The following is a 23,222-nucleotide window of genomic DNA, read 5'->3' as shown; positions in this document are numbered from 1 at the left end:
CTGTCCGGCGGTAAAATTTAATGTTGATCGAACCCGTTGCCCTATCCGATTTTTTCCTGAGCTTTTTCAGTGCGGCGTTGATCATCTTGCTGGCTACCGTGTATGCGGCGTTGTATGCCTGGTCCAAGATCAGCGGCCGCCGTAAATTCGAGTTTGCCGCCTGGTTAATCTACGCTGCTTTGTTGATTTGCGTCGGCGTGTTCAGCTACGTCAATCATTTTAACGATTATTGGCTGCTGCTGTCCTTGTTAATGGTACTCGGCTACGGCTGGATGCCGCGTTTTATCTGGAAGTTGTGCGCCGCGACGCACGATGCAGATACTCACCACTCTCATCAATCTGGAGATCATCATGACTGAGCAAAGTCCGCCCCGCTGGGCGTCGGAAACATTCTGGAAAAAAACCGCGATCTGGGTGACCGGCGGGTCTTTTGTGCTGCTGGTTATTTTAAGCTTCGATTCGATGAAACAAATCAGTGCCGGCGGCCCGCGCGTGCCGGCTTATAGTGTGATAAACAAAGACATCAGCTACCGCTTCGACAAAGCCAAGCAGCGCTACCAACCCACCATAGGCGAGGACGCACCGTTGTTCGGCAAAACTTTGAGCGAAGAAGACGCCGAAAAACTGATCGATCACGGCAAAAAAACCGTACAAGCCAAGAACTGCATGAATTGCCACACCCTGCTCGGCAACGGCGCCTACTACGCGCCGGACTTGACCAAAGCCTGGCTGGACCAAGGCTGGGGGGCTAAAGAATCGCGCGAACAAATGATGGTGAATTTCCTGCTCGATCCGGAAAAAAATGCCCGCACCTACGGCTCCAACCGCAAGATGCCCAATCTGGACATCACACCACCCGAAGCGGAAGCCATCGTTGCTTTCCTGAAATGGATGTCGTCTATCGACACCAATGGCTTTCCGCATAATTTCATCGCGCTGGGCGAAGAGGAACAATAAATGACCTTACAAGCTTATCAAGAAAAAGCGGCGAACTGCTGGGCCGGTTGCAAGCAACGCCATACCGAGCTCATGACCAACCCCCATCTGAGCGGCGGCCAAAAACTGGCGGTACATTACTTTACCGTGGCGATGGTGTTGTTTATGGCGCAATTGCTGTTCGGCCTGTTGGCCGGTCTGCAATTCATCTTCCCCAGCTTTCTCTATGAAATCCTGGATTTCAACGTCAACCGCATGGTGCACATCAACGCCATGGTGGTATGGATGCTGTACGGTTTCCTCGGCTCGGTGTACTGGTTTCTGGAAGATGAAAGCGGCGTCGAAATCGTCGGCCTGAAATGGGGACAATTGGCGTTCTGGGTATTGACCGGCGCCGTCACCGTCGTGGTCTTGGTGTACTTGCTGATTCAAATCGGCAGCGGTACCGATACCTCACTCTGGTTGATCAACGAAGGCCGCGAGTATATCGAAGCACCACGCTGGGCCGACATTGGCATCGTCGTGGTGGTATTGACCTTTTTCTATAACGTCGCCGCCACTTTTGCCAAGGGCAAATGGTCGGGCATCGCCGGCGTGTTGACTTTGGATCTGGTCGCTCTGGCCGGTTTGTATTTAGCCGGCATGTTTTATGTGACCAATATTTCCGTCGATCAATACTGGTGGTGGTGGGTGATTCACTTGTGGGTGGAAGCCACCTGGGAAGTCTTGGTAGGCTGCATCATGGCCTGGAGCTTGATGAAGCTGCTGGGCGTGCGCCGCAATGTCGTACAAACCTGGCTATATATCGAAGTGGCCTTGATGTTCGGCTCCGGCATCTTGGGCCTGGGCCATCACTACTTCTGGATAGGCACACCGGAATACTGGTTTACCATCGGCGGCTTCTTCTCCGCGCTGGAACCGATTCCGCTGGTAGCAATGGTGGTGCATTCCATCTACGACGCCGGCGCGCATCGCTTCAAAAACAGCAACCACCCCGCCCTGGCCTGGATCATCGCTCACGCCTTCGGCAATTTTCTCGGTGCCGGCGTTTGGGGTTTCATGCACACCTTGCCGCAGATCAATCTCTACACTCATGGCACGCAATGGTCTGCTTCGCACGGTCATTTAGCGTTCTTCGGGGCTTATGCCACCATCAACATCGCCTTCTTCTATCTGGCCGCACAGCAAGCGCGCGGTAATGTCTGGATGGGCGGCGAGTTGGTCAATGGCTGGCGCTGGAAAACCGCAGCGGTACTATTAAACCTGGGCGTGATGGGTATGACGGTGGCGTTGTTGATCGCCGGCTACGAACAATCGTTTATCGAACGCGCGGTGGAAGGCTCAACTTGGGCCGGCTATTTTGCCGCACAAAATCATCCCTGGTTCATGCAAGCAATGGTCTGGCGCATGGTATTTGGCTTGATGACGGCGGCGGGCGGCGGTTTGTTGTTCTGGGATTTATTGGAAATCGGCAAGGGTGAGCAACGGCCCGCGGCAGTGATTGACAGCGAAGCAGTAGCCCAATAAATCAACGGCGTGCTTACCGCTTGGGCATCCACCGATTTTTCAAACGCTTAAGGCGAATACGCTGGCGTATTCGCCTTATAAAGGTTTTATCTCAAACCGGAGAACATTGCGAACAAGCGGTTGGCTTTGCAAATCTCTCACTGGCCTTCTTCGCTGCACTGGTCACGCTGCTGATCGAACCCAGATAATAAATCGCCTCTTTAGCCGGCAGCAAAGAGCAGCTGGATTTATGAATCAGGTGGTCGCCATTTTCCTGCGCGCTTATCTCAATAAAAAACTCTGCCATTGTCTGTTCCTCTTGATATAGGTTTTATAAATACAGGTCGAACCGCTTGAATGATCGAAACTCTGTAGGCCATCGAACATTCGGCCTGAGCGATGTTATGAAAACGACATGAATAACCGCTAATTCAGGCCATTTTGCGGCTCAGCTAACTGACAGCAAGAAATAAACCAGAACCACCGGTACATTAGCCCTGCTCATTCCCCGTTAAGCGACACCTTGTTTGGGCATTTGTTAAACAACACAAACCCGACAAATAATAAGCTCGCTTACCGTCAACGCCACTCAATCGTAGGTAATCCGAGCATCTGTCGATATTCGCTCACTCGCAGACTGACCCACCGCCTTTCCTATATTTCAGCTCTATCTAAGTGACTGATTGTTGCATTGAAAATTTCTTCTACAATTTCTACTCAGCTTTCACGTTATTAATATAGGGGGAATGCTTATGCTGAATCGTTTTTCGATAGCCGCCAAACTTCAACTGATGTCTTGGTTTGCGTCGCTACTGCTGGCCGGCCTGGCTTTACTTGGCTATCACGCCTTAGATTATGTCGGCGATGCAGCTCACCGCATGGGGAAAAGTAAAGACATCCTAGCCGACATTCTACCGCCCCCCTTATTTCTGGTAGAAGCCCAGTTAATGGCCGAGCAGCTATACCACGACAAAGATAAAGACCCTAAGTATGCGCGGTTAAAAGAATTGAAAATCGAGTACGACACCCGCAATCGCTATTGGGAGTCCGCACAGGAGATTCCCGCCCAACTAAAACAAGCCATATTGGGCACGCAACGCGAACAAGCTGATCAGTGGTGGAAAGAATTGGAGGGGCGCTATATTCCAGCAATCAAGGAAGGTGACGTAAAAACAATGGATCTGGCTATGGAACGTCTGGATGAACAGTACGAACGGCATCGCGAAGCATTGGCAGAAACCGTCAAAATTTCCAACCGATATTCCAATGAGACCTTGGCAAACCTTAACCAAACCGTCGGTAGCACAACCTGGTATCTGGTCGGACTGGCCTTGTTGGGGGCAATCGCATTCGTGATAATGGCCTACGTGATTATCCAACAAATCCGCTACAGCCTTGATCAAGCGGAAAAAGTCACTGGGGCTATCGCCGCCGGCGACCTGACGGTAGTGATCCCCGATGCAGGCGACGATGAAATCGGACAACTTCTCAGAAAGTTAGCGCAGATGCGCAAGAACTTACACAATCTAATCTCCGATATGCACAACGGCGTATTCCAGCTTAATCGATATTCGGCGGACCTGCTAGAGGCCGCCGCGCAAGAATCGATTATCGCCAATAACGGTTACGAGGCAGCTTGCAGTATGGCGGCCACTATCGAACAGCTGTCGGTATCGCTCGAACAAGTCAACGGTAATGCGCTGGACGCCAAGCAGGTTGCATTCGAATCAGGACAGCGCGCGGAGTTATCCACCAAAGTGATTAGCTCCACCGCCATAGAGATGCAAAAAATTTCAGCCATTGTCGTAAATGCGGCTGACTACATTCGCAATCTGGAATCTATCAGCTCGGAAATAACCAGTATTGTCGACGTAATTCACGGTGTCGCCGAACAAACCAATCTGCTTGCTCTAAACGCCGCGATTGAGGCCGCCCGCGCCGGCGAGTACGGCCGAGGTTTTGCGGTGGTTGCAGACGAAGTCAGAACGCTTGCCGAACGCACCAGCACGTCCAGCGGTGAAATTAAATTGATGGTGGAAAAAATTCGTCAAGCCTCCAAAGCCGCTGTGCAGGCTATGGAAAGCGGGGTAACCGGCGTTGAATCCGGCGTAGCGCTGTCCAGCCAGGCTGGCCAATCGGTCAACGAAATTCTCGATGCCCAATACCGCGTGACTCTGTCGGTAGACGGGATTAGCGGCGCACTGGGCCAGCAATCGGCTGCTACACGCGATATGGCTAATCGGGTGGAACAGATCTCGCAAAATGCCAACTCGCTGGCTAAAACCGTAGAGAAAACCAAGCAGAGCGCAGAACAATTGGCACAACAGGCCGCGAGCCTCGATAAGTTGGCTGCACGCTTCAAATTATAAGCATTCAGCGCAGAATGCGGCTGCGTTACTCAGGCACAAACTTAACGATTTCCAGGCTTGGATCACCTGAGTTTACGGTAATGTCAGCACTCAAACCTTAAGCTGAATAATCTCACTTAGCCAATAATACCCGACCCAGAAGGCTGCCATTTTCGACAACCATCGCTGATTCAGCACCGCAACGCTCGATCAACCGCGTCAACTGCTGACCCAGCATTTCGTTCCGTTGCTGCTCGCTCAACAACACCTGCTTGATCTCCGCCATCACCGCCGCCAAGGCCTGCTGCAAACCTTTTTGCAAGCCTTTCAATGCTGCTTTATGCAAAGACGGCTGAATTTTTTTGTGCAGGAAAAACGGAATCAGCCAGCTCAAACCGATCAATAACACACTATGAATTGCAAAATCGGCACCCAAGTAAGCAGTAGCATCAGCGGCGCTATGGTAATAGCCGGAGAATACCTGATAACCGACGGCGCCCATCGCCGCCAGCGGTAAGACCGTTTCGGAAATCGCCGTCAATGTCAGCAGAAAACGCTGAGCACCGTTGCCGGGCTGCAATAAAGCCTGTCGACCGGCCAATTCAGTTTGAGCAGTCAGGTTTTTCTCGGTGTTATCGCGGATACCTTGCAACGCAACTTTCAAGGGTTTGCTGGGGATGTTGGCTTGTGCGGCTTGTAACACCAATTCGTCCAGCAAATCGTTCAGACGGTTCTGCGCCCAGTCGTCCCAAAGCTTGATGTCGGCTGGTTGGCCCAGGTTCTCCGCCCAGAATTGCGCGAGCTGTTTAATCGGCCAGGCCAAACCTTGCTGCAAGCTGGCTTCGGTATGCTGCCAAAGCGCCTCAAAATTTTGCTGACATTGTGCATAGTCTCGGCCGGAAAAATCGTCAGCCATTTGCTGCAAGGTCTGCTTTAAATGTTGGCGGCGCAATTGCTGGCTGCGCTGTTCCAGTTGCGCGACGCTGTGCTGTCCGGACAGTTGCCGCAACTGTTCCAACAATGCGGCGAATTCGTCGCCGTCCGGTTCGCTGCAACTGGTGCGAAAGATTAAGGGATCGGTGAAACCGGCCTTACCCAGCTGCTGTTTAAAATCGTCGTATTGCACCGGCTGACCACGATCCCACTGATTCATCACAAACAGCCAGGCGTGTTTCGCGCCTTCCGCCAGCAGCAATTGCCAGGCTTTGTTGTCGCGGTAGCGTTCCGGACTGACGACATACAGTAAAACGTCGATATGCGGCAGCCACTCCAATACCAAACGCTTGTTGCCGAGTTCGATGCTGTCGAAATCCGGCATATCAATCCAGACGATATGGCTATTGGCCGCATCGTTGTGCTGGCTGATCTTGATACTGTCCAGCGGCAAACCTGCCGGCAGTTTGTTAATCGCCAGGCTTTGGTGGTGATACAGAGTCACTTCCCGAGAGGTGGGCCTCTCGATGCCGGCCCGGGCAATCGCCTGCCCCGCCAAACGATTCAATAAGCTGCTTTTGCCGACGCCGGTACCACCCATGAACGCCACAATCAAAGGTCTGGTCTGCGGGTCGGTTTGACTCGCCGCAAATAGAGCTTCCGTACTGCGCGCATCTATTGTGGTCAATAATTGCGCCCGCTCCGCGCTCAATCGGGCTTCGGCTTGCGCGGCTACGGCCCATTGCTGGGCTTGGGTCAGCAATTCAGAGTAATCGTAAGCCATGTTTCTTCTCTTTCAGCGCCTGCTCCGCGGCGTGGCATTGTTGTTCGGAGATATTAAAACGGGTGGGCGACAGCACGCCTTGCGGCAACAAATACAGCCGCTGTTTCAGGCAGGTCTCAAACAACGCCGTCTTCACGGTATTGAGCTGATGCTGCTTTAATTCGGCTTCGACCTTATGCATATAGCTACCGATGGCGCTTTCCGCCAACAAGGAAGTCATGGTCAGCATCAAGGGCGTGAGCACCAAATCGTGGACGCCGATGCCACCGGCCTGAATAGCCAGCAATAAGGCGCCGGCATCGGTGGTAACCCGGGTGGCGCGCAGGCTATTCAGAATCATCGGCTGTTCTTGCAGCTTTACGTATAAACGTTGCGCCGAGGCTTCCACATCTTGTTGAAAATCGCTGTGATAGTCCATCACTGCTTGTCTGTAAATCTGTAATAAATCGCCGCGTTTTTGTCTCAGCGCCATCGCGGTTTCTTTCCACCAGCGGCTATCGGCCGGCTCGGTTTCGGTCTTTTCCAGCAAGCGGTCGGCGATCTGGATCAAGAGATGTTCGCCTAACTGATTCAGCACCCCGAGTTCCTGATTGGGATTGATAGGCGTGCCGCCGCCCCACGCGAATAATTTACGAAACGGCCAGGTCATGGCCCGCCGGGTCTTGCCTAGCGCTTTGGCGATGCCGGGGATTTCCAGCAAGGTGAGCAAATTTAATAAAGCGTTTTGGAAGGTTTCGTAATGATGCGGATGGTTGAGATAATCGCGCTGGTACTCCTTAACCGCTTGCGCCAACGCTTGATCGACCAGGGTTTGCCAATGATGCTGGGCATGGTGTTCGGCAAACACCGGTTCTAGCCAGTCCAGCCAATAGCGGCTGATTAATTGCTGCTGGCGGGCAACATGTTTGTGACGGGTGACTTTTTTCGCCAGTTCGTTAAAGGCATGCGAGGCCGATTGCGGCCAGTTCGGTGCCGCCGGGGCTTTTTGAAATAACAGGGGCACCAGAGTAGGTAAAGGATCGTGACGGGTTTGCAGCCACTTTTGCCGCAACGAATCCAAAATCACCTGCTCGCTACCCTCATTGAGTTTATTCACGCAAATCAGGGTTGGCTGCTGGAAAACCTCGATGGCTTTCATCATTTCCCACACCGATTGATCGGCGTATTTTTCTTTACTCACCACCAGAACCACGATATCGGCCAAGGCAATCGTGCGGATCACGCCTTCCCGATAGTCGGCGGCGTCTATCGAATCGAAATCAGGCGTATCCCAGCAGACGCAAGCCGGTAACAAGGCCGAGGCGCCGGGGCTTGGACTCAAGGAATAGCAATCGTATCTTCCCGGCCGCAGCTCTGTTTGCTCCAAACGTTGAAAGCGGCCGAAATAATGTTGCATGCCATCGCAGTCGTCGGGCGTCAGGCCGTGGCAAAAGCCTTGGGCCTGTACCGTGTAACCGGCCAGCGGACTCACGCCGGCGGCGTTGGCATCTAACAGCAGATTAACGACGGAACTTTTACCGGCCTGCGTTGGCCCGATGACGGCGATTTGCAGCGGAAAACCGGGATTGTTGTCGAGCAGCTCGCCTTTGCGAATAAAGGCTTCGCCGTGTAACAATTGTTCTATACGCTGCTGATAATCCAGGTACTGGGGATTTTTTTTATCCAGCTGCTGTAGCACAGTTTGGTAACGCTGTTTGAGAAGTTGGATAAATTCCAGCATGTGGTAAGCTTGTGTTTTTAATTACCGAGTAATTTGGTTTGTTTGGTAACCCGCGTTGCAACCATTATAAATACAAAATTCGGGTTTGTTTATTTAGCCACTGGGGGGCTACATCATGAAAAAAGCGTCTACTGTTTTGGTTTTTTTAATCTGCGCATTTTTAGCCGGTTGCAATAAAAGCAACCAAATCAACGGCAGCAGTTTAAAAACGGTGAATCGATCAATCAGTCAAATCAAGGAAAAATTGCCGCTGGACCAACGCATCGAGTTTGAAGTGTCTTTCTGGACCTTACGCGATGAAATCCGCAATAACAAGGAGTTTTTGGACGCTATCGATGGCAAGACACCGGAACAATTGGTAGAAGCCGGTAAAGAACTGTTTGCCAAACGCAAAGCGGCCGGCAGCAAAGACTATGAGAAATACGACAACTGGGACCAAATGATTTCCCAATACTCGCAAGAACGTATCGACCAAAACCGCAAGAAAACCCCTGACCAACGTGACAAAAACCCACCGGCAAGAGTCGATTACAAAATGCACGCCATGTAAGTTACTTACGCACTGGGGCCGGCAGTTGTTTCTGTTCCACCAGAACCGCGACAAACTGACTGGCCTCGCTGATGGTTTTTTCCATCACCTCGATCAACCGCGAAATATCCACACCGATTTCCATAAATTCGTGCCGCAGTGCCGCGATGGCATGGGCATTTAAGTTGTGTTTTAAAAACAGCACCTGATCCTGAAACGCCGCCAACACCGGATGCATACGGGTTTCTGCGTTCTGTAAGGCTTTTAACAAGCGGGCATATTGCTGCCGGGATTTTTTAAGTTGTTGCTGGCTGCGCGCCTTCAAAGCCCGGTTGCTGTATAAAGCCAGCTCGGCTTCCCATTCGTTGAACAAGGCTTCGCTAATCTCTTCCACCGCCTGAATTCTTTGACTGACTTGGTCGGCCTTACCCTTGCAAAGGTCGTAGCGGCGTTTGAGTTGCTGATAGCGTTGTTCCAGTGAACTATCCTTCACGTTGACGATGCTTTTGAATTTATCCAGAGCATCAACGAACTGATCGCGGCTGTCCTTCAAACTCTCGCAAGCCTGCCCGACCTGCATAACGACGATGTCGCGTTTTTGATGGCCCAGTAAGGATTCCCGGCTTTGATAATAAGCCTTGCGCAAACGCTTATTCAGGATGGCTTTAATAAAATTAATCATGGTGGGACAGGAAACGGTCTTTATTCATTACGGTAATTTTGTAACTAGCCTGGGCGGTGGAATGTTGAAAAGCGGCATCCAGGATGCCTTGCTGCTGTAAGTCTGGCAAACTCAGGTGCTCAGGAATCGGCGCCGATTTCACGACAATTAGCTCATCAGCTTCTATAACGCCAGCCAACCAGGCCGCCAAACTATCCGAAGTAACGTCCCAACTGGCGGCGATATTGGCTTTATCCAATTGCTCAACTTGCGGCGACCAGATCACTATAGAATTGGCTTGCTCTGCGCAAGCTAATCTTGCCGCGTCAGCGATTACAGCAAATTCGGGCATCAGGCTATTCATCAACCAGGCCATTTGCTGCATCGCCAGAATTGCCATCCGGTGCGCCGCCACATCATCAAAACCCCACTGACTTTGCGCGATGCGCACTTGCTCGGCAAACGGCCCGCCGCCGGGCACAATAACAATCGGGCCGGCGCGATTGGCGATTGCCGCCAGGCAAGCCGGCAAGGCGGCTGTTTCCAGCAAGCTGCCGCCCAGCTTGATTACGCACGTCATACGCCAAACTGCTTGAGTAACTGCAATAAGGCGGCGGCCTTATCAAAACATTCCTGATACTCTTCGTCCAGCACCGAATCGTTGACGATACCGCCGCCCGCCCAAAAACGTATCGTGCCGTGATTGTGGACCAGCGTACGAATCGCGATATTGGTGTCCATATTGCCGTCGAAACCGATATAACCGATCGCCCCACAATAAATGCCGCGCCGATGCGGTTCCAATTCCTCGATGATTTCCATCGCCCGGATTTTCGGCGCGCCGGTAATCGAGCCGCCTGGAAAGCAACTGCGCAATAAATCGATGGCATGCTGGCCTTCCGCTAGCAACCCCGTCACGGTACTGACTAAGTGATGTACGGTGGTATAGCTTTCTACCGAGAATAAGCTCGGCACCCACACCGAACCCTTTTTGCAGCTCTTGCCCAAATCATTGCGGAGTAGATCGACGATCATGACATTCTCGGCCCTATCCTTGGTGCTGGACACCAAGTCTTCGATCTGTGCTTGATCGGCTTCCCAATCATTCCGGCGCGGTCGGGTACCTTTGATGGGTTTGGTTTCCACGGCGCCGTCGGTGACTTTTAAAAACCGCTCCGGCGACGAACTTAAGACCTGCACATCCGGAAAGTTCAGATAAGCGCTGAATGGCGCAGCGTTGATCTGCCGTAATATTTGATACGCTTGCCATGGCTGGCCTTGGCAAGGGCTTTCGAAGCGCTGGGTCAAATTGATTTGATAGCAATCACCCTCTTTCAAATAATGCTTGATACGCTGAAAAGCCGTGGTGTAAGCCTGTTTGTCCATATTGGCGCGCGGCACTTGCAGCACTTTAAATTCCGCCGTTTCCGCCGGTGTCGAAATCGTGCTGAATTCCGCGATTAGTCTTTGCTGCTCGCTTTCCGGTAAATCCACACTGACCAACCAGCTTTGCCGATGCTGATGATCGACAATCACCGCCCAGCGGTAAATGCCCACCGCCATCTCAGGCAGATTTTCAGAGTCGTCGGCCATCGCCGGTAACCGCTCAATGCGTCTGGCCAAATCATAAGCAAAATAACCAATGGCGCCGCCGTTGAACGGCAAACCGTCAACGCTGGCTAAGGACCTACCTAACTGTTGTTTCAACAACTCAAAAGGATCATCGGTACTTTCGCTAATCACGCCATCGCGTTCGATAAACGTCATATCACCGCGTGTTTGCAGGGTTACGACCGGGGCATAGGCGATAATATCGAACCTATCCTGGTGGCTGTGCGGCTGGGCGCTATCCAGAAATACCGCCCAAGGCTGCTGCGCCAGCGGGGCAAATAATGCTGAACTGTCTTGAAAATAAGGCAGCGACTGTTTGGTGGGTTTGGCTAAAGGCATTAAGAAGTGCTGTTAAGCGGCCGGAATGTGCCGCAAGGACATGATTTGCAATATGCCGATTTTACCGCAGCCGCAGACTTTAACCAAACCCGCCGGCAAGATAAGCCACGGCGGCGGCCGGCGCACAATCGGCGGCACCAATCTCATGGGTTTTAGCGGTTGACGGCAGCAAATCGGTAAAATCCAGATACTCGACACCCAGATCCGCAGCAATGTCCCGCGCAAGGAAGCGGCCAACACCGGCACCGATTAATTTTATCGCCGAGCCGGTTTCAGCCTTTTGCAATTGTCTGACACAAGCCTGGCTGATTTTCTGTGTTTGCTTGGTTTTGAGCTGCTCGGCAAATGCCAACCAGAGTGCAAGATCGCTCTCGCTAAATTCGTAACCGGTCAGCCGCGACAAGCGGCGGGCGCTAGCCAAAACCGACTTTTCCGCACCATCGGCGGTGTCGCTTTGATCGTGCGCTTCGTTCAAGTCACCGGTCAAACGATACGCATCGGCCATCGTCGCGAAATACTCGGCCATCAAACCCATTGACTGGCCATTGAATTCGGCATCTTGGGCAATCGCCATCACCGCCGTGCGGACAATACCGGTATACACCAACTCGCCGGAGACCAAGCGTTGATAGTCGGTAAAGCCTTGCACCTTAAGCTGGTGATTTTCGATCAACAAAATATCGGTCGTGGTGCTGCCTATATCCACAAATAAGGCGTTTGGCAGGCGCTTGGCCACCCACATCAGACTAGCCAACCAATTAACAGAAGCGATGTCCATGCAATCGGCCGGTTGAATCTGTGCTGCCGGCAAAAAGCCACGCAAGCCGGCAAATACCGATACCTGCTCGACATTGAAATGCTCGCAAACAGCCCGGACGATGGCGTTGACACCTTGCTCGCGACTGGTAAAGCAATCCACCAGTTCACCGGTCATCGTCACGGCATGCCGGCAATTTTGCAAATCGAATTGGCCGGCCAAATCGACCAAAGTGCCATGCAGATACTCTATCCCCTTCCATAATGGACAAGCCTGCTGAGCAAGGGCCTGGATATGTCCGGACTCATCCAGCAACGCCAACTTAACGTGCGCACCCCCAATGTCCCAACCTGCAATCTGTTTGTTCATTTTGCCTTTTTAATTGATATGGATTTGAACTGTTTCATTTCTATACGGCTGTAACACCGGTTCGGCATGGCGCAGGCGCAAAACCTGTTCGGCCACGTTGATCCCGGTCGCTTGGCGGATGCCGACGTAAGAACTGGTCAGACGCGGATTAATTTCCAACACCAGCGGACCTAGCTCGGCATTCTCAATAACATCAATCCCTACATAGCCCCACAAGCCAGGCAGCGCGTCGGCTATTTCGCTTACCAAATTTCGATAAAAGCTCAGCTTATCGGTTTGTAAATTCACTAAACAGCCTTGCAAACTAAATCGGCCTTGCTGCAAAGCAATTTGCTGGTGGTTATAGCAGATAAGCCAGGCTTGGCCATGCTTAAACAAACAAGACAAACTCGCAGCCTGTCCGTGAATATAAGGCTGTAACACATAGCGATGCGGATCGGTTAATTCGGCAATAGCGACCGGCAAATGCTCGGCATCGATTTGCAAACTATCAAGGCACCCGACGCCGTCCGCAATCTTGACGACCAGCTTATTCGCTAAACCGATACCCTCCGCCGTTTCGCTAAGCAGATGTGTTGCCACCGCCGGAATCATCCGTTTCTTCAAAGCTTGATAAGTCGCATACTTATTGGCGCATACGCTCAAGGTTGCAGGATTGGATAATAAAATTTCGACATTCGCGGCAATAGCCAGCTCGGCCAGGCGCTGCAATATACCGTCGCTTTCAGGTGCGATGGGCCAAAACAAATCAGCTTGTGTCAGTAAATCCCGCAACAGTGCAAAGATGTCGCAAGCGGCGCTTACCGTCACAATTTCGCCTGGCAACAGCATATCCGGTCTGGCGCAGCGCTCATCCAAAGGCACACATAGCTGAAGATTGTCCAGACACTTCAGTTCGGCGATTAAAGCCTGTAACATCAAGCTGCCTTCCGTCGCCAGCGAAGCAGGCAATGCCTGCCCGACCAAACCGCCGCCGGTAATAAATTCAAATACCAGAACTCTCAATTCTAAAACTCGCTTGGCTTATGCAGATTATTCCAGTCATTGATTTGAAAGACGGCCTGGTGGTCCACGCTGTAGGAGGCGACCGCAGCCGCTATCACCCCGTACATCTCACCTCGTCAATATGCGACAGCAGCGAAATAAGCCAAGTCGTGTGGAGTTTATTAAAGCTGTATCCATTTCCAAAGTTTTATATCGCAGATCTCGACGCAATCGGCGGCCAAGGTAACCACGACGAGGCCATCAACAACTTGTTTAGCCAATATCCAAACAAGGAATTTTGGCTGGATAAGGGCAGCAACCATCAAGCCCTGACTATGACGACTCTCGCAAGTAACTGCAAGCCGGTCATTGGTACTGAATCACAACGACTACCCGTATCGTTAAAAAATACCGATCTGATCCTATCGCTGGATTTTAAACATAACCAAGTTTTGGGTCATCCAGGGTGGCTGGAAAGCCCTGAACTGTGGCCGGAAACAAATGTGGTGATGACCTTGGATTTGGTCGGCAGCAATCAGGGTCCGGACTTTGAGAAACTAAGCCAGCTTTGCAAGACTCATCCCTATAAACATTTTGTCGCGGCTGGCGGGGTTCGGGATGTAAACGATCTCATGCGCCTGAAAACTATCGGTATTGCCGCTGTGTTATTGGCCAGCGCCCTGCACAACGGCAATATCGACGCCACCACACTGGAAAAATTTTAGGCAAAAAAATACCCCGGCAAGCCGGGGTATCTTCGACAGCCTTTGAAACTAAAAACTTATACGTTGTTAGCAGCAAATGGGTGTTTTGCACCAGATTTAGCAGCAACGACTTCTTTAGCAGTTGGAGTGCCAGCAACCGCGCGAGCGATAGCTTCTTTGGTAGCTTTGTAGTTGAATTCTTCGATTTTTGCATCGTCTTCAGCCAACCAGTGGATGAAAACACCAACAGAAATGAACAAATCGTCAGCTTCGTCAGCAGGGATAGTGCCGTCTTCAACGGAATCAGCAACAGCCATAGCAACAGCGCGTTGAGCTGGTCCAAACATTTGAACAGCTTGTTTTGCACCTTTGATGGTTACTTTGTTGAACAGGATGGTTGCAGGTTTAACCAACAGGTTAGGAGCAACAACAGCCAACAGAGTAGAGAAACCGTCTTTGTTGTTTGTCAAAGCATTTGCGAAAGCAGTTTCAGCTGCTGAGCCGCGTGGGCCGATGATCAAATCGATGTGAGCAATTTCGTTGCCTTCACCAACCAAAGATTCGCCAACGCGCAAGTTATTGATTTTTGCCATTTTAAATTTATCCCCTAAAGATAAGATTGAACCAAAAAAATAGACACTTTCGTGTCTCAAGATTGTAGTTTCTGCTTAGTTCCCTCTATAACCCACCGGTTCCTTCACCGATAAGTTGTTCCAGAAGCACCACCAGTACTGTCGCTACAGTTATGTCAGCTGTTGTACCCGGATTGATCCTTTGTGCCTTAAAAGCTTTGTCCAGATCATACAATACTGGCAAAAGCTCTTCAGGCTCACCAGCTGTTTGCATCGCTCTCTCGAGCTTATGCATCTCAGCCTTGATCCACTCTGAATACAGCTCTCCATACTTCCGCTCAATATGACTATCGGGATATTGAGCCAACATTGCGGCAAAAACCGCTAACGCCGCCCAAGCACAATCGCCAGACAAAACGAAAGCACGATTATATCTTAAAACGCCGAAATCAAAAACGTCTTTAAAAATTGTTGCGTATTGCAACGCAATTCGGTCCTTGTCAGCGGCAAAAACCATGGCCTCGGTCAGCGTCACATCCGCCGGTTTTTGTACGTCGTGCTGTGCAGATTCGCCCAAACCTGCCGGCGCAGCTAAGGTGACAGCCTTGAAAACCCAATCTGCATCCTCACGGGTCGTATTTTCCAGCAATAGCCGTAAACCATCGCGCAAGTTTTCGCCCTTTTTTAAACCGGCAACCACTTGCAACAATGGCGCGCAAAGCAAAATAATACCGAGATTGGTATTGCAAGCCACCGCCTCGCGGGTTGCCTTGACTGCGTAATAAATCTTTTCACCCAAACTATATTGCGGATTGGTAATCGGCTCGCTGCTAACCCGAGCGCTGACACGAAAATCGTCAACGGTCATATCGTCGGCAGCACTATAAACACTAACATTTCCAGGCTTGAACGCTTGCAACTCGATTTCGCAAGCTTGTAGGTAAGCGTCCATCAATTGCTGCCTGTTCAACATACTTTTTCTGGCAGGCAATATCGATCAAGTAAATCAGCAACCAAACATTCGGCGATGTTAATATCGCAAACACTTTGCAAGCCTTTCCAGGCCGGCACACTGTTCACTTCGATAATCCGGTAACCACCATCGGCGTCCTGAATTAGATCCACCCCGGCATAATCCATGTTTAGCACAACAACGGCGGCAATCGCCAATCCTGCTAAAGCCGGTTCCAGTTCGATACATTCACAAGACGCGCCTCTAGCCACATTATTCAGCCAGGAAATGCCGCGCCGCCGCATGGCTGCAACGGCCCTACCGTTAATCACAAACACCCGCACATCGGAATAGCCATCACCGGCGCATTCGACAAAGCGCTGCAAATAATAAATACCGTGACTACTGGTTAGCCAGAGCAAATCGGTAGATTTTTCGATACGCCGAATGCCCTCGCCTTGCGAACCGAACAATGGCTTGCTGATTAGATAATAGCCGGCGCGCAACTGCTGTTCGGCAATCGCCAATGCTGCATCGCGATCCCGCAATACCCAAGTCATTGCCGTCGGCAAACCGCCATGTTGCAACAAAAAACTGGTCATGCCTTTATCGACGCTACGCTCGATAGCGCCGGCATCGTTATAAACCGGTATGCCCAGTATTTTTAAGCCGTGCAAAACATCCAGATAAAACACCACCTCTTCCAGCGAACCGCCGGGCACGCCGCGCACGAAAACCGCCGCCGGTAATTCTTGCTCAAAACCGGGAATAACAATCGGCAAATCCGAGACCGTTAACTGCAATTTGCAGGCAGTCAGCGAGACATATTCGGCGGCATAACCGCGCTCGGCAAAAGCCAAGCACAACTGCTTGCCGTGCCAACCCGGATCATCGGTAATTATTGCAATTCGGCGCAAGGGAATGTATGTCGAAAAAGTTAGCGATACAAGCTAACTGACCTTGCCCTGCAAGGCCTGTTAGCTGTCGAAGAGAGTTAGAGCGAATTAAGCGCCGAACGATAGATCGAGCAAGGCGTTGTCCAATTTACCGGCGCGGAAACTTTTGCCGGATTCGACTGCGGTGACGATGACGCTGGCCGGGCTAAACAACATCGCATCGACCTTGAAAAAATCGTATTCGTAGGCTTTGAAAATATCGGCAAATGGTTTGCCGTAATCTTTAGAGGTGGAGCTTGGCAATTCCTTGGCCAATTTTTCCGCCGCTTCGTCGCTGCCTTTGACGAACAAATGCACTTGGCCTGCGAACAAAATCGCGTCGTTGGTTCTACCCATCGCTTTTACGAAATTCGGATGCGGCGGGCAAATCGGCGCGCTGCCGGAACCATCGACGATGTTTTCCAACGGAAAGTGCAACGCATGGGCTTTGTGCATCGCCACTTCCAATACTCGCCCGACGACTTGCACCCCGCCGGCCAGACTGCTGGTGGGCGTGACGATGATGGTCAAATTGGCCGGCGACACGCCGCATGCCGCCGAGACTTTTTCGACGATTTCGATTGGCGGCAAGGCGTCGTTTTCTATGACCAGCGCGGTTTGCTCGGCACTATCACGATATTCCAGTTCTTTATAAAGCTCTTCCACCGGCTCTACTGCACCGTCTTTCAACTTAGTTGCCAGTGCCCGCGCGGGTCCGGAACCTAGGGCATAATATTTGCCGTGCGACAAACTCCAACCTGCATATTGGCTACCCAGGCAAGACAGCACCGGATTGCTGGCGTGTACATTAATGGTCAGCGGCCAATGGCTGGTGTATGGACTTTGCGAGATCGTCGCGGTACCCAAGCCGCCCATGCAGATTTCGGTGATAATTCGGCCGGCTTCCAGACCGCCCGGCACCTTAATACCCGCATCGATAATGGTGCAGCCGTTTTCCAGCTTTTCGATACCCAACCGTAATTTATCCGCGTTATCCAACAGTTGTTGAACCAAGGGCTGGGAAAATTTATTGACGCTTGCCTGGTATTGCATGATGTTTAAAGACCTGTTTCCAATAGATTTGCAAGGATGCGTTGTTGGCGATGCAGATTATCCAGCACCTGCCCCGAGTTTTTTCCGGTGGCAATAATACTGCATATCGGCTCGCCTGTGGCAACAATTGCGCCGGGATTCGGCCTATCCGCAGTCCATGACGGCCATATCAGCCGCTCGAGGATCGTTACTGTTTTTTGCGCATAAACAATCTGATAAGCACTCGGCTCCGCCGATAATTCGACACGATTATCCCGGCTGTTTTGACAAGCCTGTAGATGTTTCAAGAGCAGTGATTTACCGTAAAGCTGGGCACTAGCGGAAATCCGCGCATTGATTTCCAACACGTAACATCTGCCGTCACACAGCATAAAATCCATGCTGTTTAAACCGCGCAATTCATAGGCATTGACAAGCTTATCCAACCAGTCGGCAATTTCAGTCTGAATCGACCTAGAAACCTTGGCACGACTGACAATCCCCGCAAACAGGAACGATTGCCCGCCCTCCGACTTTACCGTCCATTGCTCGTTAAAACCGATCAACTCAACCCCATCGCGACTCGCCGCAAACAATACAGACATCGAACGGCCTTCGATATAACGCTGCCAATAGCCGTCAACAAACTCCTCATTATGACAGCGCCTAATCCCCAAGCCGCCCTCGCCACGCCAAGGCTTTAACAACCAGTCAAAACCATCCTCAGGCTTCGTAAACACCACCGGCGGATGCCGAATGGACAACGTATCGAGTCGGGCAAAAAAATCACGCTTGTCCTGGACCCATTGAAAAATAGCCGCCGAGTTCCCGATAATGCGCCAATGCTTTTCCAGACAGCTCAAGGTTTCCGGGTAAGTTTCCAAACCACTGCCATATACCAATTCGGTCAAGCCATGAACCTCACGAACCGCAGCCAAAGTGACTTGAATATCATCCCAGGCCAATGACGGCACCTGATATGCCTGCTTTGCCATTTGCCGAGTATCGCTATCGGCGAAGCAATCGATAGCCACCACCTCGCATCCGGAATCGACACACATTTGCACCAACATCCTTGCCGATTTGGCAATCACTAACAAACACTTAGGTATTAAAGCAGATTGCATTCGGTTGCAGCATGAAAGTGGACCCGCAAAAAACGCTGGATTTTAAAATATTTTCTGTAATAATACGCGGCTGTTGGAGAGCTGGCTGAGCGGTCGAAAGCGGCGGTCTTGAAAACCGTTGAAGGTTTATCCCTTCCTGGGGTTCGAATCCCTAGCTCTCCGCCATTATTTTTAGTTAAGGCCTTGATAAATAACGATTTATCAAGGCCTTAATTTTTTCTACCCTACTCCCTACCCTACTTTTGATTCTAATAACCATCACTGCTTCCATTTCAGTGTGCGTTATTTGATACAGGATCATTATCAGCCATTTGTGGAATCCGCGGACGATTCTAGTCAAAGCTCGCAAAGTTATAAACATCCCTGCCGTAAAGCCACGACATCAGCAAAATTCAATCAAGCCAAGCCTTATTTCACTTTTTAACTCATTTGATTGCGCTCAATACGCATTTTTGTGTAGGGAGCCTTCAATGGCGATTAAACAATGCCCCGCTTGCGGCCAGTCTTTTCAACCACGTCCACAAGTTCCACTCCAAACCTATTGCTCAGCGCCTTCGTGCCAACAGCATCGTAAACGACAATGGCACCGCAACAAACTGAAAACAGACCCTGATTATCAAGAAAACCAACAACGGGCTCAACAATCCTGGATAGAGCGCAATCCCGATTATTGGCGTCAATATCGTAAATCTCATCCAAAGTATGTTGATCGTAATCGTACATTGCAACGGACACGCAACGCCAAAGCCAAGACTAATCCAATTGCAAATATGGACGCGTCAACTCCAGCAAAGCTGCTGCCATCGGGGATTTACAGACTAAGTTTGGTGACAGAAGCCAATATTGCAAAGATGGACGCTTGGATTGTAGAGATTACGGCACATGCTTGTGAATGTCGGCAATAAGCCCGCGTTGCAAAGAGATGACTTGATCGGCAAATCACTCAGATTCTTATACCGTATTGTCAGTTCTCTCTTGATAAACCCTGGATTGGCTGTCCCCGCTGATAGCTCAAGTCCACCAGTGGCTTAGCGAGAGCCTAATTTTCATGCGCACGGGGATCATCAGGTTTGATAAATCAAATTGAATCCAATGAAGAACACCCAGAAACGCTCAAAAAATCACGCGCGGTGGAATATGTACGAATGTCGACCGAGCACCAGCAGTACTCCACAGAAAATCAGTCTGACAAAATACGAGAATACGCCGCTCGTCATGATATTGAGATCGTCCGAACCTACGCCGATGCCGGAAAAAGTGGTTTGCGCATCGATGGCCGCGTTTCATTACAACAGCTGTTGAAAGATGTCGAAAGCGGATCTGCCGACTTTTCGATGATTTTGGTTTATGACGTTAGCCGCTGGGGTCGATTTCAGGATGCTGATGAGAGCGCATATTATGAATATCGGTGTCGGAAAGCGGGTATTCAAGTTACTTACTGTGCCGAACAGTTTGAAAACGACGGTTCACCTGTTTCCACGATTGTCAAAGGCGTTAAACGGGCTATGGCGGGCGAATACAGTCGAGAATTATCGGCTAAGGTTTTCGCCGGGCAGTCCAGACTGATTGAACTCGGTTTTCGGCAAGGCGGTCCTGCTGGATATGGACTACGAAGGGTATTACTCGATCAAAACGGTTCCATTAAAGCCGAACTGGCCAGAGGCGAACATAAAAGCCTGCAAACCGACCGTGTCATCCTCATGCCTGGTCCCGAGTCGGAAATCCGTACCGTCAATTTGATGTATCACTGGTTCATCGAAGAAGGCTTGGTCGAATCCGATATTGCCGAACGCCTCAATGGCATGGGAATACATACGGACCTTGACCGGCAATGGACTCGCGCCACTGTGCAAGAGATCCTGACCAACGAAAAATACATTGGCAACAATGTCTATAACCGCATTTCCTTCAAGCTCAAAAAGCTGCGAGTGGTTAACCCTTCTGATATGTGGATCAAAAAAGAAGGCGCATTCGAACCTATCGTACCACCTGAACTGTTTTACACCGCGCAAGGAATCATTCGAGCCAGAGTTCACCGATATACCGACAAGGAATTAATCGAGCGTCTGCGAGCACTTTACCAGCGCAAAGGATTTCTGTCGGGATTGATCATCAACGAATCCGAAGGCATGCCATCCACGTCCGTTTACGCGCATCGTTTCGGCAGCTTGGTGCGAGCCTATCAAATGGTCGGTTTTACGCCCGATCGGGATTATCGATATCTGGAGATCAACCAATTCCTTCGTCGTTTTCACCCAGAAATCGTCAATGAAACCGAACGCCAGATTATGGCATTAGGTGGCGCCGTCAAACGCGACGCTGGCACGGATCTGCTGCAAGTCAATGATGAATTCAGTGTTTCCCTGGTATTGGCGCGCTGCCAATGCAGCGAAAATGGTCATCACTATTGGAAAGTCCGGTTTGACACCAGCTTAGCCCCAGACATTACCGTGGCAGTTCGCCTTGATGAAAAAAATCATGCCGCACTCGATTACTACCTATTACCGCGACTGGATTTCGATCAACCCCGCATCCGACTCGCCGAACACAATCCAATCGAATTCGAAAGCTACCGTTTCGACAGTTTGGATTATCTGTACGGGATGGCGGAACACATACGTTTGAGGAGAGCAGCATGACCGAAACAATCAAGACCGGCCAAATGCAAATGATCCCAATTGACTTGATTGATGTCCTCAATCCCAGAGAGAGAAACAAACGGGTGTTCGAGGAGATAGTCACCAATATTCAAACAATCGGGCTTAAAAAGCCAATCACTGTGACGCCACGCTCCGCCCCAGATGGCACCAACCGCTATCTTTTGGTGTGTGGTGAAGGTCGAATGAAGGCATTTCATGCTTTGGGTGAAGCCACAATTCCTGCCCTGGTCATCGAAGTCAGCGACGAAAATGCATTCATCATGAGTTTGACCGAAAATATCGCGCGCCGCCATTATCGACCGTTAGAGTTATTGGCAGGTATTCAGCAACTTCACGAACAGGGATACGACAAAAAAGTCATCGCCCAAAAAACCGGACTATGCGCCGAGTATGTCCACGGCATACTTACCTTGCTGATGAAAGGCGAAGAACGTTTGTTGGTTGCCGTGGAAAAAGGCAAAATTCCATTGAACGCTGCCTTATCCATTGTCGGTGCGGGCGAAGACGATCAAGCTATCCAGGCCGCCCTGCAGGAAGCCTACGAAACTGGAAAGCTTCGCGGAAAACAATTGATACAGGCGCGACGAGTTATCGAACGCCGACAAACTTTAGGGCCATCGGTAGCCAAAGGTACGCCGCGAAAAGCGCAAGATGTTACGACCGCAAGTTTGGTCAGAGTCTACCAAAAGGAAGTCGACCGCCAAAAACTGGTCGTTAAAAAGGCCCAGTTGACTCAACAACGCTTGTTGTTCGTCGTCAGCGCCCTTCGTGAACTATTTGCCGATGAGAATTTCTCGACGCTTCTGCGCGCCGAGGGCTTGGACTCCCTGCCGAAATATCTCGCTGAACGGGTGTTGTCGGGAGGTCGCATGATATGACCAAAATATCTTTAGGATTCAGTTTAGAACCGATTTCAGTGCCGGTAGATAAGATCCTGCCCTCACGCAGAACACCTACTGGCGTTACCACCTCGCGAAAATATTTGCAGATACGCACATCGATTCAGGAAATTGGACTAATTGAGCCTTTATCAGTTGGTCCTGCCGATGCTACAACCGAGCAGCTAATTTTACTGGATGGGCACATCCGGCTGATCGCATTACAGGAGTTGGGGTATATCGAGGTTCCATGTCTGGTTGCTACTGATGACGAGAGTTACACGTATAACAGCCGTATTAACCGATTGTCGACGATACAGGAACATCACATGATTCGCCGTGCTATCGAACGCGGCGTCACTCCAGAAAGGCTCGCCAAGGCTCTAAGCGTTGACCCCCGTACCATTGAGCGCAAAGCTGCGTTACTGGAAGGCATATGCCCTGAGGCAGCAGAACTATTGAAAGATCACCAATTCCCAACGGATTTATCACGGGTATTGCGAAAAATGAAACCGACTCGTCAACTTGAATGTGTCGAGCTCATGATCTCAGCCAATACCATCACCATAAATTATGCTGAAGCACTATTGGTCGCCACTCCCTTATCAATGCTGGTCGAAGGCAAAAAGCCCAAAAAGCTGAGCGGTCTGACTACGGAGCAAATTGCCAAAATGGAGCGAGAAATGAGCAATCTTCAAGAACGGTACAAAATGGTTGAGCAGACCTACGGACAAGATGTCCTTAATTTGGTATTGGCTAAAGGCTACTTAGCCAAATTACTTGAAAACCCAGCAATAAAACGGTTTCTGCAGCAAAGGCAGCCGGAATTCTTGGCGGAATTCGAGGCTATTGTTCAAACAGTATCACTGGATCAATGACACTCTG

The 23,222-nt window shown here is 50.7% G+C and carries 23 protein-coding genes and 1 tRNA gene; 11 read left to right on the top strand and 13 right to left on the bottom strand.

Annotated elements, in window-relative coordinates; all coding sequences use genetic code 11:
* Positions 1 to 20: 20 nt before the first annotated feature.
* The 3 genes from ACR02O_RS11800 to ACR02O_RS11790 are packed head-to-tail and all read left to right on the top strand — an operon-like array spanning position 21 to position 2,463.
* Entirely contained in the window at positions 21 to 359 is a 339-nt protein-coding gene (locus tag ACR02O_RS11800) for a hypothetical protein (RefSeq protein WP_458137240.1), read from the top strand.
* The gene (locus ACR02O_RS11795) at positions 352 to 957 is read left to right on the top strand and encodes a c-type cytochrome (protein ID WP_171695739.1); all 606 of its coding nucleotides are present in this window, start codon (positions 352 to 354) and stop codon (positions 955 to 957) included. Before ACR02O_RS11800 ends, ACR02O_RS11795 begins: the two co-directional genes overlap by 8 nt.
* The gene (locus tag ACR02O_RS11790; RefSeq protein ID WP_458137239.1) at positions 958 to 2,463 is read left to right on the top strand and encodes a cbb3-type cytochrome c oxidase subunit I; all 1,506 of its coding nucleotides are present in this window, start codon (positions 958 to 960) and stop codon (positions 2,461 to 2,463) included.
* Between the two features lie 91 nt (positions 2,464 to 2,554).
* Here ACR02O_RS11790 and ACR02O_RS11785 read toward each other — a convergent pair whose 3' ends face one another.
* Positions 2,555 to 2,749, bottom strand: a complete 195-nt coding sequence (locus ACR02O_RS11785) for a hypothetical protein (protein ID WP_458137238.1) — start codon at positions 2,747 to 2,749, stop codon at positions 2,555 to 2,557.
* A 445-nt stretch (positions 2,750 to 3,194) separates the two neighbouring features.
* Here ACR02O_RS11785 and ACR02O_RS11780 point away from each other — a divergent pair, with 445 nt between their 5' ends.
* Positions 3,195 to 4,811, top strand: coding sequence for a methyl-accepting chemotaxis protein (locus ACR02O_RS11780; protein ID WP_458137237.1), 1,617 nt, complete (start codon positions 3,195 to 3,197; stop codon positions 4,809 to 4,811).
* Between the two features lie 112 nt (positions 4,812 to 4,923).
* Here ACR02O_RS11780 and ACR02O_RS11775 read toward each other — a convergent pair whose 3' ends face one another.
* Positions 4,924 to 6,507, bottom strand: coding sequence for a GTPase (locus ACR02O_RS11775; protein ID WP_494521686.1), 1,584 nt, complete (start codon positions 6,505 to 6,507; stop codon positions 4,924 to 4,926).
* Positions 6,488 to 8,227, bottom strand: coding sequence for a GTPase (locus tag ACR02O_RS11770; RefSeq protein WP_494521685.1), 1,740 nt, complete (start codon positions 8,225 to 8,227; stop codon positions 6,488 to 6,490). The genes ACR02O_RS11775 and ACR02O_RS11770 overlap by 20 nt, the downstream gene beginning before the upstream one ends.
* A gap of 115 nt (positions 8,228 to 8,342) precedes the next feature.
* Here ACR02O_RS11770 and ACR02O_RS11765 point away from each other — a divergent pair, with 115 nt between their 5' ends.
* Positions 8,343 to 8,777, top strand: coding sequence for a DUF6694 family lipoprotein (locus ACR02O_RS11765; protein ID WP_033158119.1), 435 nt, complete (start codon positions 8,343 to 8,345; stop codon positions 8,775 to 8,777).
* 1 nt (position 8,778) lies between these two features.
* On the opposite strand, the gene ACR02O_RS11760 is transcribed toward ACR02O_RS11765, so the two are convergent.
* The 5 genes from ACR02O_RS11760 to ACR02O_RS11740 form a co-directional block, all read right to left on the bottom strand.
* Positions 8,779 to 9,438 (bottom strand): DUF2959 domain-containing protein, encoded by a 660-nt coding sequence (locus ACR02O_RS11760; RefSeq protein ID WP_205450470.1) that lies wholly within the window; start codon positions 9,436 to 9,438, stop codon positions 8,779 to 8,781.
* On the bottom strand, positions 9,431 to 9,997 hold the full coding sequence (locus ACR02O_RS11755; protein WP_458137234.1) for an amino acid kinase family protein: 567 nt from the start codon (positions 9,995 to 9,997) through the stop codon (positions 9,431 to 9,433). Before ACR02O_RS11755 ends, ACR02O_RS11760 begins: the two co-directional genes overlap by 8 nt.
* Positions 9,994 to 11,367 carry an aminodeoxychorismate synthase component I gene (gene pabB, locus ACR02O_RS11750; RefSeq protein ID WP_458137233.1) on the bottom strand — a complete coding sequence of 458 codons (1,374 nt, stop codon included), beginning with the start codon at positions 11,365 to 11,367 and terminating at the stop codon, positions 9,994 to 9,996. Before pabB ends, ACR02O_RS11755 begins: the two co-directional genes overlap by 4 nt.
* A 79-nt stretch (positions 11,368 to 11,446) precedes the next feature.
* Positions 11,447 to 12,493, bottom strand: a complete 1,047-nt coding sequence (locus ACR02O_RS11745; RefSeq protein ID WP_458137232.1) for a hydantoinase/oxoprolinase family protein — start codon at positions 12,491 to 12,493, stop codon at positions 11,447 to 11,449.
* Positions 12,494 to 12,502: 9 nt separating this feature from the next.
* On the bottom strand, positions 12,503 to 13,498 hold the full coding sequence (locus ACR02O_RS11740) for an ATP-grasp domain-containing protein (protein ID WP_458137231.1): 996 nt from the start codon (positions 13,496 to 13,498) through the stop codon (positions 12,503 to 12,505).
* 20 nt (positions 13,499 to 13,518) lie between these two features.
* Between ACR02O_RS11740 and ACR02O_RS11735 the strand changes: the two genes are divergently transcribed.
* A complete protein-coding gene (locus ACR02O_RS11735) occupies positions 13,519 to 14,202 on the top strand; it encodes a HisA/HisF-related TIM barrel protein (protein WP_458137230.1) in 684 nt (227 codons plus the stop codon).
* A 56-nt stretch (positions 14,203 to 14,258) separates the two neighbouring features.
* Here ACR02O_RS11735 and fae read toward each other — a convergent pair whose 3' ends face one another.
* The 5 genes from fae to ACR02O_RS11710 all read right to left on the bottom strand — a co-directional run bounded on the left by fae (position 14,259) and on the right by ACR02O_RS11710 (position 18,799).
* Complete coding sequence (gene fae, locus ACR02O_RS11730) at positions 14,259 to 14,774, bottom strand: formaldehyde-activating enzyme (RefSeq protein ID WP_020482207.1); 516 nt, start codon at positions 14,772 to 14,774, stop codon at positions 14,259 to 14,261.
* Positions 14,775 to 14,859: 85 nt separating this feature from the next.
* Complete coding sequence (locus tag ACR02O_RS11725) at positions 14,860 to 15,726, bottom strand: triphosphoribosyl-dephospho-CoA synthase (protein ID WP_458137229.1); 867 nt, start codon at positions 15,724 to 15,726, stop codon at positions 14,860 to 14,862.
* Complete coding sequence (locus ACR02O_RS11720) at positions 15,720 to 16,622, bottom strand: ATP-grasp domain-containing protein (protein WP_319962412.1); 903 nt, start codon at positions 16,620 to 16,622, stop codon at positions 15,720 to 15,722. Before ACR02O_RS11720 ends, ACR02O_RS11725 begins: the two co-directional genes overlap by 7 nt.
* 87 nt (positions 16,623 to 16,709) lie before the next feature.
* On the bottom strand, positions 16,710 to 17,693 hold the full coding sequence (gene mch / locus ACR02O_RS11715) for a methenyltetrahydromethanopterin cyclohydrolase (RefSeq protein ID WP_171695752.1): 984 nt from the start codon (positions 17,691 to 17,693) through the stop codon (positions 16,710 to 16,712).
* Positions 17,694 to 17,698: 5 nt separating this feature from the next.
* Positions 17,699 to 18,799 carry an ATP-grasp domain-containing protein gene (locus ACR02O_RS11710; RefSeq protein WP_458137228.1) on the bottom strand — a complete coding sequence of 367 codons (1,101 nt, stop codon included), beginning with the start codon at positions 18,797 to 18,799 and terminating at the stop codon, positions 17,699 to 17,701.
* A gap of 75 nt (positions 18,800 to 18,874) precedes the next feature.
* Between ACR02O_RS11710 and ACR02O_RS11705 the strand changes: the two genes are divergently transcribed.
* The 5 genes from ACR02O_RS11705 (at position 18,875) to ACR02O_RS11685 (ending at position 23,215) form a co-directional block, all read left to right on the top strand.
* Positions 18,875 to 18,964: transfer RNA gene (locus ACR02O_RS11705), tRNA-Ser, on the top strand.
* Positions 18,965 to 19,269: 305 nt separating this feature from the next.
* Positions 19,270 to 19,704 carry a hypothetical protein gene (locus tag ACR02O_RS11700; protein WP_081733880.1) on the top strand — a complete coding sequence of 145 codons (435 nt, stop codon included), beginning with the start codon at positions 19,270 to 19,272 and terminating at the stop codon, positions 19,702 to 19,704.
* Positions 19,705 to 19,869: 165 nt separating this feature from the next.
* Complete coding sequence (locus ACR02O_RS11695) at positions 19,870 to 21,438, top strand: recombinase family protein (RefSeq protein WP_494521684.1); 1,569 nt, start codon at positions 19,870 to 19,872, stop codon at positions 21,436 to 21,438.
* Positions 21,435 to 22,337, top strand: a complete 903-nt coding sequence (locus tag ACR02O_RS11690) for a ParB/RepB/Spo0J family partition protein (protein ID WP_494521683.1) — start codon at positions 21,435 to 21,437, stop codon at positions 22,335 to 22,337. Before ACR02O_RS11695 ends, ACR02O_RS11690 begins: the two co-directional genes overlap by 4 nt.
* Positions 22,334 to 23,215: a plasmid partitioning protein RepB C-terminal domain-containing protein gene (locus ACR02O_RS11685; RefSeq protein WP_494521682.1), complete on the top strand. Its 882-nt coding sequence runs from the start codon at positions 22,334 to 22,336 to the stop codon at positions 23,213 to 23,215. The genes ACR02O_RS11690 and ACR02O_RS11685 overlap by 4 nt, the downstream gene beginning before the upstream one ends.
* Positions 23,216 to 23,222 lie beyond the last annotated feature (7 nt).

It is taken from the genome of Methylomonas sp. PHL2-19, from assembly GCF_059331595.1.
Note: the sequence above shows the minus strand (reverse complement) of the source record. Positions and strands in the feature narration are given on the sequence as shown.

Excerpts from the sequence above, each read along its gene's own strand:
- ACR02O_RS11775 (WP_494521686.1), bottom strand. The coding sequence starts at position 6,507 with ATGGCTTACGATTACTCTGAATTGCTGACCCAAGCCCAGCAATGGGCC.
- ACR02O_RS11770 (WP_494521685.1), bottom strand. The coding sequence starts at position 8,227 with ATGCTGGAATTTATCCAACTTCTCAAACAGCGTTACCAAACTGTGCTA.
- ACR02O_RS11685 (WP_494521682.1), top strand. The coding sequence starts at position 22,334 with ATGACCAAAATATCTTTAGGATTCAGTTTAGAACCGATTTCAGTGCCG.
- pabB (WP_458137233.1), bottom strand. The coding sequence starts at position 11,367 with ATGCCTTTAGCCAAACCCACCAAACAGTCGCTGCCTTATTTTCAAGAC.
- ACR02O_RS11780 (WP_458137237.1), top strand. The coding sequence starts at position 3,195 with ATGCTGAATCGTTTTTCGATAGCCGCCAAACTTCAACTGATGTCTTGG.
- ACR02O_RS11725 (WP_458137229.1), bottom strand. The coding sequence starts at position 15,726 with ATGTTGAACAGGCAGCAATTGATGGACGCTTACCTACAAGCTTGCGAA.
- ACR02O_RS11690 (WP_494521683.1), top strand. The coding sequence starts at position 21,435 with ATGACCGAAACAATCAAGACCGGCCAAATGCAAATGATCCCAATTGAC.
- ACR02O_RS11800 (WP_458137240.1), top strand. The coding sequence starts at position 21 with ATGTTGATCGAACCCGTTGCCCTATCCGATTTTTTCCTGAGCTTTTTC.
- ACR02O_RS11735 (WP_458137230.1), top strand. The coding sequence starts at position 13,519 with ATGCAGATTATTCCAGTCATTGATTTGAAAGACGGCCTGGTGGTCCAC.
- ACR02O_RS11795 (WP_171695739.1), top strand. The coding sequence starts at position 352 with ATGACTGAGCAAAGTCCGCCCCGCTGGGCGTCGGAAACATTCTGGAAA.
- ACR02O_RS11760 (WP_205450470.1), bottom strand. The coding sequence starts at position 9,438 with ATGATTAATTTTATTAAAGCCATCCTGAATAAGCGTTTGCGCAAGGCT.
- ACR02O_RS11745 (WP_458137232.1), bottom strand. The coding sequence starts at position 12,493 with ATGAACAAACAGATTGCAGGTTGGGACATTGGGGGTGCGCACGTTAAG.
- ACR02O_RS11700 (WP_081733880.1), top strand. The coding sequence starts at position 19,270 with ATGGCGATTAAACAATGCCCCGCTTGCGGCCAGTCTTTTCAACCACGT.
- fae (WP_020482207.1), bottom strand. The coding sequence starts at position 14,774 with ATGGCAAAAATCAATAACTTGCGCGTTGGCGAATCTTTGGTTGGTGAA.
- mch (WP_171695752.1), bottom strand. The coding sequence starts at position 17,693 with ATGCAATACCAGGCAAGCGTCAATAAATTTTCCCAGCCCTTGGTTCAA.
- ACR02O_RS11710 (WP_458137228.1), bottom strand. The coding sequence starts at position 18,799 with ATGCAATCTGCTTTAATACCTAAGTGTTTGTTAGTGATTGCCAAATCG.
- ACR02O_RS11790 (WP_458137239.1), top strand. The coding sequence starts at position 958 with ATGACCTTACAAGCTTATCAAGAAAAAGCGGCGAACTGCTGGGCCGGT.
- ACR02O_RS11785 (WP_458137238.1), bottom strand. The coding sequence starts at position 2,749 with ATGGCAGAGTTTTTTATTGAGATAAGCGCGCAGGAAAATGGCGACCAC.
- ACR02O_RS11755 (WP_458137234.1), bottom strand. The coding sequence starts at position 9,997 with ATGACGTGCGTAATCAAGCTGGGCGGCAGCTTGCTGGAAACAGCCGCC.
- ACR02O_RS11765 (WP_033158119.1), top strand. The coding sequence starts at position 8,343 with ATGAAAAAAGCGTCTACTGTTTTGGTTTTTTTAATCTGCGCATTTTTA.